A 16338-nucleotide genomic window follows, 5' to 3' on the forward strand; every position below is an offset into this window, starting at 1 on the left:
ACGAAACTAAATGAGGCGTACTCTTCACAAGGAAGAAATCCAGTAGTTGAACCGAAGATTCTATTTAAAATATTAGTTTATGCCTATATGAATGATATCTATTCAAGTAGAAAAATAGAGAAAGCTTGTAAGCGAGATATCAATTTCATGTGGCTCTTACAGGGGAATCCAGTCCCTGATCATGCTACAATAGCTAGGTTTAGAAGCAAAAGACTTGTTGACGTTGTAGATGATTTATTTAATCAATTCGTTGAAAAGTTAAAAACGTACGGTGAAATTGAATTTAAGAATATATTTATTGATGGGACAAAAATTGAGGCCAATGCTAATAAGTATACTTTCGTATGGAAGAAATCTACAGAAAGATTTAAAGCGAAGCTTCATGAAAAAATAAAAAAGATTATCGAAGAAATAAATTTTGAGTTCGAGACAGAATACATAATTCCTGAGCCGAAGGCTGAAGTACTTTATCTTCAAAATATTTTAGATTTTCTAAATGAAAACAAGGAATCTAATAATATAGAATTTGTTCATGGGAAAGGAAAAAGAAAAACCAAAGTTCAGAGATTTATAGAAAGCATTTCAGAGGCTATAGAAAGACTAAATAAGTATGATAACTATAGCAAAATTTTTGATGGAAGAAACAGTTTTTCAAAAACTGATCAAGATTCAACATTTATGCATATGAAGGAAGATCACATGAGAAATTCGCAGCTAAAACCAGGATATAACATGCAAATAGGGGTGGAAGGTGAATATATTGTTGGGTTAGATATTTCTAGTGAAAGATCTGATCAATTGACTTTTATTCCATTTTTAAAAAAATTAAGGGAAAAATTATCACAAATATTCAATAGCGTAACAGCTGACGCTGGATATGAAAGTGAAGAAAATTATATGTATTTAGAATCTACTGGGCAAAACACATTTATCAAACCTCAAACTTATGAAAGCATGAAAAAGAGAAGCTTTAAGAATAATATAAGTAAGAGAGAAAATATGAATTATGATGAAACAAATGATGAATATATATGCCATAATAGTAAAAAATTAAAGGTCATTGATAACAAGATAAGAAAGTCAAAGTCCGGATATCAAGCTAGTGTAACAGTTTATGAATGTGAGGATTGCGACGCTTGCCAGTATAAACCAAAATGTACAAAAGCAAAGGGTAACAAAAAACTATACGTATCTAAAAAATTTATACAAAAAAGATTAAAGTCATTAGAAAATATAACAAGTTCAGAAGGAATCATGTTAAGAACCAATAGATCAATTCAAGTTGAAGGTGCATTTGGTGTTTTGAAAGAAGATCATGGGTTTAGACGATTTTTAACTAAAGGAAAAATTAATGTGAAAACTGAATTTACTCTTTTATGCTTTGGATATGACATAAATAAATTTCATAACAAAATCCAAAATAATAGATGTAGAATTTTATTGCATGAAATAAAAGCATCTTAAAATTCAAAATTATAAAATAATATTTTTAAATTAGAGGATTTAAAGATCTTCTTTTTGTGCTGTAAAAAAATAAAAAAGCACTAAAAAAAATCATTAAAAGAGTAACTTTTTAGTGATTTTATTAAAATTAATAAGGAAAAGAGGCTATCTCTTTAAATGATCTTTTAATCATTTTGAGACAGCCTCTTTTTAAAATAAAAAACTTTAGTTAAATATAAATATTTCGATGAAGTTGTAAATGTTATTATAAACAAATTGATTATAAGTGAAAATTAAAATTTATCAAAATTAAGAAGTAAATAAAGAAAAGGATTATCCTTCAACATCATTTATATTAGAAGTATTATAGATTGAATTTAACTTTATTCCACCAATAGTTTTTAGAACTGAATGATAAAGACCTTTAGAAATGGCATCAGCAAGCATCATTACTGTGTAAAGTCTTGTGTTTTGAAGAACCATAAATTCGAAGTCACCAGATATATTTACAATTCCAGTTATACTCAGATCACCAACCTTAGGCAAATCCTTGTTCATAGCGGCTCCAGGGCTTAATGGCTTTTCTTCAACTACTATTTTACCTATATTTTGAAAACTTCCAAGGCAAGCGTCAATGGCAATAATATAAGGGTTTGTATATGTATAATTAATTTCATCAATTGTTTCGCATAAATTTTTTGCATGAACTGGACATTCAAGACTACCGTAAACATGAATTTTATTTCTAATTAGAAACTTTAATTTATTTCCAACAAGTGGACCTAAACTATCACCAGTACATCTGTCTGTACCAATACATAAAACAACAATAGGACGAGATGAATTAACAATGGGGAAAATATATTGACTTATAATATCTCTTAATTTAAAAATGCAGTCTCGTGACATAGAATCTAAAACAACTTTATCCATAATAATAAAACCTCCTATTTGGATTTTGTCCACATAGGAGGTTTTATATGCTATAATACATTAACTTTTTTCAAAATATTGTAAGATATTAATAAAAACATACAAAATAATATTCCAATAATACCATTTGATTTAAGTCCAATGAAGATAGCAGCAAGTACTGCAACTGGGTGAAGGCCTAATGATTGAGAAACAATCTTAGGTTCAATAACTTGCCTAATTATAGTTATAATTATATAAGATATTAGAAGGCCTAAAGCTGCGATAACATTTTTAAAAATAAAAAATATTATTATTATGGGAAGATATATAGCACCTATACCAAAAATGGGAAGCAAATCAAATATTCCACATAATATACTTAATGTTACGGCATATTTAACCTTGAAAACTAAGAAAACAACTAATGTTTCTAAAAATGTTATTGTGATTATAAGTAAGTAAGAAAGTAAATAGTTTTTAAGCATTTTTTTTGACTCATCAAATATATAACGGATTCTATCTTCACTACTCGGAGGAATTATATTAAAGGTTTTTCTGTTTAAAGATGACAAATCTTTGGTGAAAAAATATGTAGTAAGTAATGTAAATAATAAAACCATTAAAACATAAGGTATGGTAGAGACTATATCTAGAGTTTGTGAAAATATCTTTGTGGATGCATTCATACTAATATTTATTGTTTTAGTTATATAATTAGTAATATTTGATTCAATATTACTAATTATACTTGGATCTAAATTTTTATAGTAATTCTGTAAATTATTAAAGAAATTAAATAGAATTTCTTTGTTTAAAGTGATATATGATTGAATGTTTTTTCCAAGTTGTATTGATTCTGAAGTTAAAGTGGTGATAACTAGCGAAAGTAATGCAATAATAACAGTGAAAAGTATGCTAGTTGTAAACAAAGAAGCTGTAGTATTTTTAATCCTAAACTTTATCATTAAATATCTTGTTGGAATTTTAAGGAATGAGGCTAAAATGAAGGCAAATACAAAGGGGAGAGTATAGGTTATAGTTCCAAAAAAAAATATAAAAACAAACGTATATAAGACGAAAAAGATAGTTAATTTATCTATTTTTTTTAGTATGTTTTCCATGTAATTAAAATCACACCTTTCTAATAATAGAATTAAGAGAGTTAAGTGTATAGTTAATGTCTTTAATATTATTAAATGGACCAATACCAAACCTCAAAGTACCGGATGGGTAGGTTCCAATGCTTTTATGCGCAAGTGGTGCACAGTGAAGGCCAGATCTTGTTATAATTCCATATTCATTGTCTAGGATAAAGCCAAGCTTAGAATTGTCGATTTTAGTTGAATTAATAGAGATAGTAGCAGTTGTTTTAGAGGTACAAGTATTACCATAAACATTAAATGAAGTAGTAACATTAGGAGTGAAAATTACATTTTCAACTTTATCAAAATGAAAAAAATTTATTAATGCATATCTGCAATTTAGAATAACTTGATTCCCAGCAAGCGAAGTACTTGATGCTCCCCTACCTGGATTTGAGCCAATGTTCATCATATAATTCATCATTGACGTATATACTTTTGGTGGTTTAGGGAATGTAGTAGATGTATTATCTAAATATATTTTCATAAATTCCTCCAATTTTAAATAATAGATTAATACTTTTCATACTTTTCATATATTTTATAGAAAAATAGATATTTAATATTATTATAAATAATATTGTTTAAATTTTTTTCCATATAATTAAAACTATAAATAGCTTATAATAAAACTATGTTTATTATATTTTAAACAAATGTTTTTTAATTTCCATATAATACTATATTATAATCGAAGACTAGGTAAATGTATATAAAATAACTGCTTTAGAAAATACAGAGCTTATAAGGAAAAGAAATAGGGTGAAAAACAAATAACACATATTACATAGTAACGTTTCAAAATACACATGAAGCTATGAAAGCGGAAAGAGAAACTATAAAAAAACAAATTAATGTAGTAGTTATTCCTACACCAACGGTTATAACTAAAAGTTGTGGAATTAGTTTAAAGGTTAATGAAAAAAATATTCAAGGCATTATTAGCCTTATAAAATCAGATAATATTAAAGTGAAAGAAATTTTTAAGAAGAATGGAGAATGTGTAAAAAGTATTACCATATAGTATAAATGATTATGGTGCAGTGTCTACGCAGATGATAATATTTTTGAAAAAGATGATTTAATAATTAATTGAAGGTGGGATGATTGATGAAAGTGTTTAATTTAGGGGATATTGTTGAAATGAAAAAAGTTCACCCATGCGGCAGTAAAGACTGGGAAATCATTAGATTGGGTGCGGATATTAAAATAAAATGTTTAGGATGTTCAAGAATAGTTATGCTTACAAGAGTTAAGTTTGACTCAGGAGTAAAGAAAATAATAAAAGAAAATAGAGTAAATAAAGAAAAATGAGTTGCTAAGGAATAATTACTTGATTTTTTTTGAATGGAATGATATAATCTATTATTGTAATCCCTGCCGTGCAATGCATGGCCGTTAGTCCGAGGGGAGGAGGTGAAATTAATGAGAAAATATGAAACTATATTCATATTACATCCTTCATTAGACGAAGAAGCTGTTAAAGCTAACGTTGAAAAGTTTAAAGGTGTAATAGAAAACAATGGTGGAGAAATTGAAAATGTTGATGCGTGGGGCAAAAGAAAACTAGCTTATGAAATACAAAAAGTTGGTGAAGGCTTCTATACATTAATTAATTTTAATGCAAATCCAGAATTACCTAAAGAATTAGATAGAGTATTCAGAATTACTGACAGTGTTATAAGACATATCATAATAAATCCAGAAAAATAGGTGGTGCTTTTATGAATAAAGTTGTTTTAGTTGGTAGATTAACAAAAGATCCTGAGCTTAGGTTTGCTCAAGGAACAGGAACAGCTGTAGCCACTTTCACTGTAGCCGTTAATAGAAGATTTAAAAGAGAAGGTCAACCAGAGGCAGACTTTATACCGATAGTGGTATTTGGAAAGCAAGCTGAAGCTACTGCTAATTACATGAGTAAAGGCAAGCTATTAAGCGTATCTGGAAACATTCAAACTAGAAATTATGAGGCTAAAGATGGAACTAGGAGATATGTTACTGAAGTAATTGCTGATGAAGTTGACTTCCTTGAATGGGGAGGAAATAAATCATCAGACACGAATGCTAATCAAGGTGGAAATAGTAGTGAAGCAAATTCTAAGTCTAACGATTTTGGAAGTGCTAGCGATATAACACCGATTGATGATGGAGATATACCATTCTAATATTAGGTAAGGAGGGAAAAAAATAATGGCTATGAATGATCATAAAAGAAGCGGCGGCGGTGCCGGTGGTAACAGAAAGAGAATGAAAAGAAAAGTTTGTGCTTTCTGTATGGATAAGGCAACTGCAATCGACTATAAAGACATAAATAAATTAAGAAAATATGTTACAGAAAGAGGAAAGATTCTTCCTAGAAGAATTTCTGGAAACTGTGCAAAACATCAAAGAATGCTTACTGTATCTATAAAAAGAGCAAGAAATATAGCATTACTACCATTTACTACTGAATAGTAAATTCTTACTAGTAAATATTAAGGATTTATTGTACATAATAAATGACTAAAAGCAGCGCCTTAAGGTAGCTGCTTTTATTTTTTTAAAGCTAAATCATCTCCTTCGGATCTGAAATATTAACAATTTACTTATGAAATGTCATTAAACTAAATATTTTATTAAATATAAAATATAAATATTAAATTATATATTATCAAGTGTAATTTGTAGTATACTTATAATTGCAACCCATAAAATGTAAACATGCAAATGTTGGTTGCTTATTGTTTATATAGAAATAAACTTTAGTTGCATAAATATAGAAAACTAACTAAAATAGAGTTATAAGCATAAGCCTACAAAAGGAGATGATATTTTATGAAAAGGGATGATTTTAATATAATGTCTAATGTTAAGTTAATTGAAAGTTTGAAGGCTGAGCTGTTATGCATAATAGGTGATTTCTTCAAATTACTAAGTAAAGGAAGTAATGTTGCTCAAGATGCTATACTAGATTGCATTTCAGGGGCAATAATACTTTTATATATATTGGGTGAAAGGTTAGGGTATTCAAATATTGAAGTGGATGAGAATATGAAAAAGAAACTGAAGGTGGGAATAGTTGAGGGAGATAATATAGAAAAGGAAGGAAAAGACTTAAGTAAATTATATACGCACCTAAAGGGTCGATAAGTACTGGAGGATAAGATGGAAAATAAAAATTATAGTACAAAGGCTATTGTAGAGGCCGCTCTTATGTCTGTTATAATTTCGGTAATAATGATTTTAACTGGCTACTTGCCAATGTTGTCATTTATAGGAACATTAATATTGCCAATTCCTGTGGCAATACTTTATATAAGGTATAATAATAAGGTAACACTTACGGCTATATTTGTCAGCTTAATTTTAACCTCTATAGTATTTAATCCAATAAGAGCGATATATGCAACTATCCCTTGTATTATTATTGGTATAGTGCTTGGTTATTGTGTTAAGAAAAGCAAAAGTTCTTCTACAACTCTGTTTTTTTTAATTATAGCGTGTTCAATATCTAATATATTAACCATAGTTTTTTCATTGTCATTTATAGCTAAAATTAATTTTATGGATTTTATTACTAGATTTGTTGGGCTTATGAAGCAATCCATGAAAAGTTCAATTGATGCAGCTAAAAATGTTTATTTGCAAAAGGGGATAACTCCTGATCAATTAAATTTTTTAGATAAAAACTATCAAATGATAAACAAATGGGATGTTGCCTTGTTTTTGTCAATGATACCAGTAGGTATTTTTATTTTCTCTTTAGTGACAGCCTATTTGGATTACATAGTGGCTAGGGCAATACTAAATAAGCTAGATTATAAAATGGAAAAAGTATTACCGTTTAGCAAGTTTTGTGTTTCTAACATAGTAGGTGCTGTATTAATAGGCATGGTGTGTATAGGTATAATACTTGCGTCAAAGAAAATAACTGGTGGGAATTTCCTTCGAGATTCATCTCAGCTCCTTATGCAATGTATATTTATTATAAATGGGCTTGCAGCAAGTACATATTTTTTAAGAGTGAAAAGAAAATTATCTAAACCAATAGTAATATTGATTTTAGGAATAACTATGATTTCTCCTCTATTCAATATTTACTTTTCAATAGGAATAATGGAAATGGCTTTTGATTTTAGAAAGCTTGACCCATATAGAATCAGCAGAAAATAATTGGGGGGCTAATTATGGATAACAAATATAATTATTTTAATGTTAATAATAAAATATATATGGTGACCATGGCCCTACTCATATATATAATATTTTATTATGGGCATTTTCAAGTTGGACTTATAGCACTTGGATTATATGCAATGCTTGTAGTGTATAATATATATAATTCTAAAATTAAAAAAAATGAATGGAAAATATTTATTGAAAATTTTTCATCAAAGTTGGATATAGCAACTACAAGTACTTTAGTAAAACTTCCATTTCCATTAATAATAATTGGGTATACGGGAAACGTTTTATGGTACAATCAAAGTGTAACAACAATGCTCGAAGGTGAAGACCTTTTAAATAAGAATATTAGGGATATAATCAAAGAACTTAATTTAAAGCAAGTTTTAGAGGGTAAAAAGAATATATTTCCAAATATTAAAATAAAAAACAAATGTTATGAAATCTACACAAATATTGTGGATACAAATGAAAATAAAAATGTTAAAGATAAGATTATGCTCTTATATTTTTATGATATAACTGAAAAAACTAATCTTATTAAAGGTATTAATGGTGATCGTGAAAGTATTATGCTTGTGGAAGTTGATAATCTTGATGATGTTATAAAAACTACAGAAGAAGATAAAGCGCCAATGCTTGTAGCAGAAATTGAAAGAACAATAAATAGCTATGGACAGAGTGTTAATGCTGTGGTAAAGAAATATACATCCAATAAATATGTTATTGTAGTTCAAGACAAGTACATTGAAAAAGAAACAGAAAAGAAATTTGATATATTAGATAGTGTTCGTGAGATAAGTAATGGTAATAAACTTGCAGTCACTTTAAGCATTGGAGTAGGAAGAGGTGAAGATACACCACTCAAAAATTATGAATTTGCCATTTCTGCGAAAGAACTTGCATTAGGGCGTGGTGGTGATCAAGCCGTTGTAAAAAAAGGTGATAAGTTATCTTTCTTTGGTGGTAAAACAAAAGAAGTTGAGAAGAGAACCAAAGTTAGGGCAAGAGTTATAGCTCATGCATTAATGGATTTAGTAAATGAGAGTAATGTAATTTTCATCATGGGTCATAAAAATGCTGATCCAGATTGTTTAGGTGCGGCTATTGGTTTGTATAGCGTTATTAAGAGTTTAAACAAGGAATGTTATATTATACTTGAAGGAATAAATAGTGGTATCAAAAGTATGATGGATATAATACTTGCAGATGAGCAGTACAAAAATACTTTTATAACTTGTGAGAGATTTAAGAACGTTAAAAATTCAAATAGTCTACTTATATTAGTAGATGTTCATAATGCAAGTCATGTCCAAAATTTAGAAATAGTTAAAGAAGTTGAAAAAGTAGTTATAATTGATCATCATAGGAAGGCACAAGATTTTATACAAGGTGCAGTGCTTAGTTATATGGAAACATATGCATCATCTACTGCTGAATTAGTTACTGAGATGATTCAATATATGGTAGATAAGCCAACGCTAAGGCATATAGAAGCAGTAAGTCTGTTAGCGGGAATATGTGTAGATACAAAGAACTTTTGTTTTAAAACAGGAGTTAGAACCTTTGAAGCTGCAGCATTTTTAAGGCGCCATGGTGCAGATACTATGGATGTAAAAAAAATGTTTTCAGATGATCTAAAAGTTTTTTTAAAAAAAGCTGATATTATAAGATCTGCAGAGATTAAAAATGAAATTGCGATAGCAATTTGTCCAAAAGAAGTACAAGACACAGTAATTGCAGCTCAGGCTGCTGATGAACTTCTAAATATTACAGGTATCGAAGCATCATTTGTTATTGTTAAAATAGATGATGAAATATTTATTAGTGGAAGATCCCTTGGAAAAATAAATGTACAGTTAATACTCGAGACATTAGGTGGGGGTGGACACATGACTATGGCTGGTACAAAATTTACTTCGATGGAACTTGGCGAAGTAGTAGATAAATTAAAGGAAGCTATAGAAAAATATTTGAAGGAGGATGAAAAATAATGAAAATTATATTATTAAAAGATATTAAAGCTATGGGTAAAAAAGGTGAGGTAGTAAACGCAGCGGATGGATATGCGAGGAATTATTTATTTCCAAGGAAATTAGCAGAGGAAGCTACGGACCCTAACATGCACATATTAAATAAGAAGAACGATATAGAAAGAAAAAAGAAAACATCCGAAATTGAGGATGCACAAAACACAGCAAATGAACTTAAAGATAAATTAGTTAAAATAATTTGTAAAGCAGGAGAAAATGGAAAGCTTTTTGGGGCAATTACAAGCAAAGATATAGCTTCAGCACTGAATGAACAATGTAGTTTAGATATTGATAAAAAGAAAATAGTAACAGATACAATAAAATTATTAGGAACTTATGATGTAGAGATTAAAATATATCCAGAAATATCTACTAAGATAAAAGTTCTTGTTTGTGAGGAATAATCATATAAAACGAAGGGGGTAACGCTTTAGTAAATTAATGATAATACTTTTTATTAAAGCGAATTAAGTTTGAAATTATACGAAAATAAAAGTGCAGATCAGTTAATAAAAGATGAATTACCATTTGATACACAAATTGATGTTTTATATGAAATAATGAGGAATGTAATTGATGAAGGCAGTATAAAGGCTAAAACTATAAAATTTAAACTTCAAAAATATATAAAAAGTGAAGATATATATAGAAGGTTATATGCTTTAAACAAGATTATTAGCAATGGCAAGGGAATAGATATAATGCCTAATGAAAAAAACGTACAAGAAGTACTAGACAGTACAAATGTATGGTTAACAGATGAAATAGCTAAAAGGTATGTTCAAAATAAGATTGAAGCAGAAGTTGAAAAAAATCTTATGGAGAAACAAGATAAATATATTGATGAAGTTAGACTAGGAATAATTAAGAAACAAAAGGGTCCTGAGAATGCTAAAACGCTTAAAAAGTATGATGACCTAAAAGCACTTGATAGTAGAAAACTTACTAAGAATATACAGGCAATGTTAAGACCGGATAGTTTTGGCGAAATTGTTGGGCAAGAAAGAGCTATAAAGTCGTTGATATCTAAGATGGCATCACCATATCCACAACATATTATTCTTTATGGACCACCAGGCGTTGGTAAAACAACGGCTGCAAGACTTGCACTTGAGGAAGCGAAGAAACTAAGTTACACTATTTATGATAAGGATGCTAAGTTTGTAGAAGTAGATGGTACAACACTTAGGTGGGATCCAAGAGAAATAACAAACCCACTTTTAGGTTCAGTTCATGACCCAATATATCAGGGAAGTAAAAGGGATTTAGCTGAGGGCGGCATCCCAGAACCAAAACCAGGTCTTGTAACAGAAGCTCACGGAGGAGTATTATTTATTGATGAAATAGGTGAACTTGATAGTATGCTTCAAAATAAGTTGCTTAAAGTGCTTGAGGATAAAAGAGTTGAATTTTCATCATCTTATTATGATCCTGAAGATGAAAGTACACCTAAGTATATAAAATATTTATTTGATAAAGGTGCTCCAGCAGATTTTGTGTTAATAGGGGCTACGACTAAAGAACCATCGGAAATAAATCCAGCATTAAGATCACGATGTACAGAGGTTTATTTTGAACCATTGGCTGCAAATGACATAGAGAATATTGTAGTTAATGCTGCTTCTAAATTAGAAGTTGAAATAGAAGATGGGGTTGCAGAGACAATTGGAAGATATACCATAGAAGGAAGAAAGGCTATAAATATTCTAGCTGATGCTTATGGATATGTATTGCATAATAGTGAAGTAGTAGATGGGTCTAAAGTTAGAATTGATATGAAAGACTTACTAGAAGTTATATCTATAAGTAGAATGTTCCCATATGAGGAATTAGACAAAGATGTTAAACCTGAAGTTGGGCATATATATGGACTTGGGGTATCAGGATATATAGGATCAACTATAGAGATAGAAACATCAGTGTTTGAGTCCAAGGAAAAAGGTAAAGGCCAGGTAAGATTTAATGATACCGCAGGAAGTATGGCTAAGGATTCAGTATTTAATGCTGCATCAGTGATAAGAAAAACAACTAATAAAGATATTAAAGATTATGATATACATGTAAATATAGTAGGTGGAGGTAAAATTGATGGTCCATCAGCTGGCGCAGCTATAACTGTATGCATAATTAGTTCGCTTTTAGATAAACCTATAAGGCAGGATATTGCAGTGACAGGGGAGATATCATTAAGAGGAATCATAAAACCAGTAGGTGGCATATTTGAAAAGATTTACGGTGCAAGAAGAAAAGGGATTAAGCTAGTTATACTTCCTAGTGATAATGAAAAGGAAGTACCTACTGGCCTTAAAGATATTGAAACAAAAACTGCATCAAATATTGAACAATTAATGAAACTAGTATTTGCATTAACATAAAGTAAAATTGTTGTTAAAATAAAATAAACTATAATTAATTGCCCTGTTAAACAATCACTTTTGGTGTTGTATTTTTAACAGGGCATAAAAGATTAATTTAGGAGAGATAGATAATGGATACACCCCTTAGAAGTTTACCGTATAACTTAGAAGCAGAACAATCAGTAATTGGATCAATGCTTATAGATAAAACCGCCATATCAAGAGTAGTTGAGGTTTTAAAAAGCGATGATTTTTACAGGGATTCACATAAAGTTATATTTAGTGCAATATATGAATTATATCAAAAGGACACACCTATTGACATGATTACATTACTTGAGCATTTACGTTCAGCTGAAAAACTCGAAGCTTCAGGTGGAATTACTTATATTTCAGAGATAAGTAACTCAATACCCTCCACAGCTAATTTAAGTTCTTACATAAAAATTGTAGAAGATAAATCTACTTTAAGAAAACTTATTAAATCTTCTACTGAGATTATAGAAAATTGTTATAATAAGCAAGATGACGTAGAGGCAGTAATGGATATTGCAGAGCAAAAGGTATTTAATATATCACAGAAAAAAAATGCAGGGGATTTTGAACCCATGAATACAGTGCTTGAGAGAGGTTTTCTAGAAATAGAAAGAATCTTTAATAACAAAGGAGAAACAACGGGTATATCAAGTGGATTCCCAGAACTTGATGATAAAACAGCTGGATTTCAAAAGGGTGATATGATTCTTATTGCAGCAAGGCCATCTATGGGTAAAACTACATTTGCACTTAATCTTGCTGAGTATGCTGCGCTTAGACAGGGGAAAAGTGTAGCTGTATTTTCTCTGGAAATGTCTAAAGAACAACTTTCTTATAAGCTTTTATGTTCAGAAGCAAATGTTGATATGTCAAAGCTTAGACATGGTGATTTAGAAGATAGAGATTGGGAGAACATAGCGAAAGCATCTGGACCATTAGCCGCGTCTAAAATATTTATTGATGATACAGCTGGAACTTCTGTTATGGATATGCGTTCAAAATGTAGAAAATTAAAAATGGAACATGGAATTGATATGATAGTTATAGATTATCTTCAACTTATGACGGGTAGTAATACAGAAAGTAGACAACAAGAAGTATCAGAAATATCAAGATCTATTAAAGCTCTTGCAAAAGAGATGCAGTGTCCTGTGATAGCATTATCACAGCTATCACGTGCTCCAGAGCAAAGAACTGACCATCGTCCTATGTTATCTGACCTTAGAGAGTCAGGGTCTATTGAGCAGGATGCTGATCTTGTTATGTTCTTATATAGAGATGAATATTATAATGAGGAAACGGAAGACAAGAATGTAGCAGAACTTATAATAGCAAAACAAAGAAATGGCCCTATAGGGACAGTTAAACTTGCGTGGATAGGTCAATTCAGTAAATTTGCAAGACTTGATGTAATTCATAGAGACTAATAAACTACTTTAGTAGCTTTATATACTAGAGAAGGTAATGTAATTAATTATTAGAGGATAACAAAATTTATAAAATTTTGTTATCCTCTTTTTATTTACATGGAAAATAATAAAAAGGTTGTTATCATTAGTGTGTTTTTAAGTGATTTTTCTTTGTTATATATATATATGTTTACATTTGTAAATATACATATATATATTTACAGGTATAAAAATAAACAATTATAGGTATATTTATAAATATTTACAAATAAATTCAATACAAAAGAAGGATATTAGCCTAAAATATAGAATATATAACAAGAAAGAACAATTAGAAAAATTTAGGAGGAACGAGGAATGAACTTAACAGAAATATCAAAAAAATATCCTGCATTAAATAAAGTGTTGGCTTCAGTATTAACTGTAGATATAGGAAATACATTTACAAAAACTAGTACGAATGTAACTTTCGCTAGTAGAGTATCGGCTGTAAGTAAGCATGGCTCAAGGGCCACAGGAATAAGTAACGTTATTTGGAATGGTAAGTTATTTACAGTAGGAAACAAGGAAGGTAAGCTAAATATGGAACCTAACAAATATATGTCAGACCATTATAAGTTAAACCTACTCAATGCTATTGCGTTAAGTTTTAAAGGTGAAACTAACATAAAAGTAAGACTTGCAGTGGGACTTCCAGCAGAGTATTATATAGACCATAGTGTTCCACTAAAAAATGAAATTAAGAAGATGGAAAAGCAATCTATAACTATAAATAATGTAACATATGATATAGAGATTTTAGATGTACAAGTATTTAAACAGGGAGGTACATTAAGTGCTGAAACTATGGAAACATTCACTTACCCAATGTTGCTTCTTGATTTCGGTGGTGGAACTTTAGATGTATCTCACTGGAAATATGAAAAGGATGAATTCGGTAATAAAGTTCTTGGGATGACAAAAGCTAGTAGTTTTGCACAACATGGATTTGAACCAACAATAGAAGCTCTTCTTACTAAATTTAACTCAGCAGAAGGGTCTGATGGTAATTATGATGTATCAGATGCTATTGAATTCCTAGAAGATAATGAGTTACCTTTTGGAGATGAGAATGTTTTACAAGATATTAAAGATTTAATCTTAAGACCTTATGTAGAAAAAGCAATAAGTTCAATTAATAGCTCTTTTAAACCAAATACTTGCAAGGATATAAGAATAATAGGTGGACCAGCTGCATTATTATTAGAATATCTACAAAGTGAGTTCAAAAAAACTGAACCCAAATTAATAGAGAATAAGAATCCTCAATGTGCGAACGCTATATTATTTGCAGAAAGATATAAAGAACTTTTAGTATTAGAATACTTGGATGGAAATAAAGAAGTAGCTGCAACCACTGTTGAGAGGCAATAATTATGGGGGCACTACGAAAAACTGTATCATCAAATTTAGGAGATGAAACAGACAAAGATTTAATCAATTATGTTAGTAATATGGAGAGAAAGGGAATCAATAATTCTAAACTTATTAAACAGGCCCTAAGGTTTTATAGGGATTATGGTGATAAAGTTAAAAAACTAGATACAGTAGATATTGCAAATATTCTAGATAATCCTGAAGTTAAAGAATATATAGGTAATATAGTGGGGGATCTGTTCAAAAGTGCTATGCCAGGTTCCGCTTTAAATGCTAGTGATTCGGTTGATTCCCCAAAAGTTAATGAGGAGGAGCGAGAGAAAGATATAGATTCTGTTGAAAGTGATTATATGAAAAGGCTTAGCCGCGTAAAAGATATGTCTTTATAGATTGGAGTGACGTAAAAATCACTCCTTTTTATTTTTATAAGTTTTTATATTACAAAACTCTTGTTTTGTACATATAGTAAAGAGTTGACACATATGATAAAATATAAATGAGGTATTCCAAATAATATAAAAAAGGGTGATTTAATGTTCTGTCATAATTGCAATTCTCAAAATGATGATGGATCTAATTTTTGTAAGATTTGTGGAGTTAATTTACTTATTAAAACTAATATGACACAGGAGTGTAATATTAGTTCAAAAAACTGGCTACTTACTTTAATATTTTGTATTTTTTTTGGTGCAGTTGGTATCCATAGGTTTTATGTAGGAAAAATTGGTACAGGGATTTTAATGATTCTAACTTTTGGTGGTTTTGGAATATGGGTGGTAGTTGATTTAATTTTGATTGTTACAAATGTATTCACTGATGTAAATGGATTAAAGCTTAACAAGAATTTATATCGTTATTAGATAAATATAATAGTTAGAACTTCTTAATATATGCTGAAATAGCTCAGTTGGTAGAGTGACGCACTCGTAACGCGTAGGTCGAGGGTTCGATCCCCTTTTTCAGCTCCAAATGCGAAGTAAAGTAAAATAAGTATATCAAGATGATTTTTAGATTATCTTGATATACTTATTTTTTTGTTATATATAAAAGCATTATTTATATATATTCAACATATATATAAAGAATAAAAGTTGATTAAAATAAAGTGTTGTTGGTAATAATACTAGTAGATATAAAAATAAGAAGTTAAAAGGATACTGTTTAAGCACTTGATGTGTAATTATATATAAGGTGAGGTTGATTGGATATGAAAAAGATAAAAGTTAAAGTTGGAATAGATAAAAGTAAATTAATAAAAAGTGCTAAAAAGTTAGTTGCTTGTGGGAAGAATTTTTAATTATAGAAATAGATATGTTAAATGAATTAAAATAATATTTACTTAGGTAGTTAAGAGGTATGTCTTAACTGCTTTTTTAGTGTGCCCGGCATGGGCGTTTACTCGTCGGTGAAAGTCCGATACGGG

18 protein-coding genes and 1 tRNA gene are annotated in these 16338 nt (G+C 29.6%); 16 read left to right on the top strand and 3 right to left on the bottom strand.

Going from position 1 to position 16338, the window contains the following annotated elements; all coding sequences use genetic code 11:
- Positions 1-1464: IS1182 family transposase (locus Q0649_RS00715; RefSeq protein WP_298836239.1), on the top strand; the 1464-nt coding region annotated here is incomplete at its 5' end.
- 312 nt (positions 1465-1776) lie between these two features.
- Here the strand turns inward: Q0649_RS00715 and yyaC are convergent.
- The 3 genes from yyaC to Q0649_RS00730 are packed head-to-tail and all read right to left on the bottom strand — an operon-like array spanning position 1777 to position 3987.
- Entirely contained in the window at positions 1777-2379 is a 603-nt protein-coding gene (yyaC, locus tag Q0649_RS00720) for a spore protease YyaC (RefSeq protein ID WP_298836285.1), read from the bottom strand.
- Positions 2380-2426: 47 nt separating this feature from the next.
- A complete protein-coding gene (ytvI, locus tag Q0649_RS00725) occupies positions 2427-3479 on the bottom strand; it encodes a sporulation integral membrane protein YtvI (protein WP_298836241.1) in 1053 nt (350 codons plus the stop codon).
- Between the two features lie 10 nt (positions 3480-3489).
- Positions 3490-3987: an aminotransferase class V-fold PLP-dependent enzyme gene (locus Q0649_RS00730; protein ID WP_298836243.1), complete on the bottom strand. Its 498-nt coding sequence runs from the start codon at positions 3985-3987 to the stop codon at positions 3490-3492.
- A 300-nt stretch (positions 3988-4287) separates the two neighbouring features.
- Here Q0649_RS00730 and Q0649_RS00735 point away from each other — a divergent pair, with 300 nt between their 5' ends.
- The 15 genes from Q0649_RS00735 to Q0649_RS00805 all read left to right on the top strand — a co-directional run bounded on the left by Q0649_RS00735 (position 4288) and on the right by Q0649_RS00805 (position 15883).
- Complete coding sequence (locus Q0649_RS00735; RefSeq protein ID WP_298836287.1) at positions 4288-4524, top strand: DUF3343 domain-containing protein; 237 nt, start codon at positions 4288-4290, stop codon at positions 4522-4524.
- Positions 4525-4607: 83 nt separating this feature from the next.
- Complete coding sequence (locus tag Q0649_RS00740; RefSeq protein ID WP_298836245.1) at positions 4608-4814, top strand: DUF951 domain-containing protein; 207 nt, start codon at positions 4608-4610, stop codon at positions 4812-4814.
- Positions 4815-4925: 111 nt separating this feature from the next.
- Positions 4926-5213, top strand: coding sequence for a 30S ribosomal protein S6 (gene rpsF, locus Q0649_RS00745; protein WP_216146195.1), 288 nt, complete (start codon positions 4926-4928; stop codon positions 5211-5213).
- A gap of 11 nt (positions 5214-5224) precedes the next feature.
- Positions 5225-5665: a single-stranded DNA-binding protein gene (locus tag Q0649_RS00750; protein WP_298836250.1), complete on the top strand. Its 441-nt coding sequence runs from the start codon at positions 5225-5227 to the stop codon at positions 5663-5665.
- A 25-nt stretch (positions 5666-5690) separates the two neighbouring features.
- Entirely contained in the window at positions 5691-5954 is a 264-nt protein-coding gene (gene rpsR, locus Q0649_RS00755) for a 30S ribosomal protein S18 (protein WP_071614782.1), read from the top strand.
- A 360-nt stretch (positions 5955-6314) separates the two neighbouring features.
- Positions 6315-6629 (top strand): MazG-like family protein, encoded by a 315-nt coding sequence (locus tag Q0649_RS00760; RefSeq protein WP_298836267.1) that lies wholly within the window; start codon positions 6315-6317, stop codon positions 6627-6629.
- A gap of 15 nt (positions 6630-6644) precedes the next feature.
- The gene (locus Q0649_RS00765; RefSeq protein ID WP_298836269.1) at positions 6645-7652 is read left to right on the top strand and encodes a DUF2232 domain-containing protein; all 1008 of its coding nucleotides are present in this window, start codon (positions 6645-6647) and stop codon (positions 7650-7652) included.
- A 14-nt stretch (positions 7653-7666) separates the two neighbouring features.
- Positions 7667-9658 (top strand): DHH family phosphoesterase, encoded by a 1992-nt coding sequence (locus tag Q0649_RS00770; protein WP_298836271.1) that lies wholly within the window; start codon positions 7667-7669, stop codon positions 9656-9658.
- The gene (gene rplI / locus Q0649_RS00775) at positions 9658-10101 is read left to right on the top strand and encodes a 50S ribosomal protein L9 (protein ID WP_298836273.1); all 444 of its coding nucleotides are present in this window, start codon (positions 9658-9660) and stop codon (positions 10099-10101) included. The genes Q0649_RS00770 and rplI overlap by 1 nt, the downstream gene beginning before the upstream one ends.
- 69 nt (positions 10102-10170) lie before the next feature.
- Positions 10171-12072 carry a Lon family ATP-dependent protease gene (lonC, locus tag Q0649_RS00780; RefSeq protein ID WP_298836275.1) on the top strand — a complete coding sequence of 634 codons (1902 nt, stop codon included), beginning with the start codon at positions 10171-10173 and terminating at the stop codon, positions 12070-12072.
- A 113-nt stretch (positions 12073-12185) separates the two neighbouring features.
- On the top strand, positions 12186-13517 hold the full coding sequence (locus Q0649_RS00785; RefSeq protein ID WP_298836277.1) for a replicative DNA helicase: 1332 nt from the start codon (positions 12186-12188) through the stop codon (positions 13515-13517).
- 339 nt (positions 13518-13856) lie between these two features.
- Positions 13857-14912 carry a ParM/StbA family protein gene (locus tag Q0649_RS00790; RefSeq protein ID WP_298836279.1) on the top strand — a complete coding sequence of 352 codons (1056 nt, stop codon included), beginning with the start codon at positions 13857-13859 and terminating at the stop codon, positions 14910-14912.
- A gap of 2 nt (positions 14913-14914) precedes the next feature.
- Positions 14915-15304, top strand: a complete 390-nt coding sequence (locus Q0649_RS00795; protein WP_298836281.1) for a hypothetical protein — start codon at positions 14915-14917, stop codon at positions 15302-15304.
- Positions 15305-15448: 144 nt separating this feature from the next.
- Positions 15449-15775 carry a TM2 domain-containing protein gene (locus Q0649_RS00800; protein ID WP_298836283.1) on the top strand — a complete coding sequence of 109 codons (327 nt, stop codon included), beginning with the start codon at positions 15449-15451 and terminating at the stop codon, positions 15773-15775.
- Positions 15776-15807: 32 nt separating this feature from the next.
- A tRNA-Thr gene (locus Q0649_RS00805) sits at positions 15808-15883 on the top strand.
- The last annotated feature ends 455 nt before the right edge of the window (positions 15884-16338 follow it).

This window comes from uncultured Clostridium sp. (genome assembly GCF_937920395.1).
GTDB lineage: Bacteria > Bacillota > Clostridia > Clostridiales > Clostridiaceae > Clostridium_AD.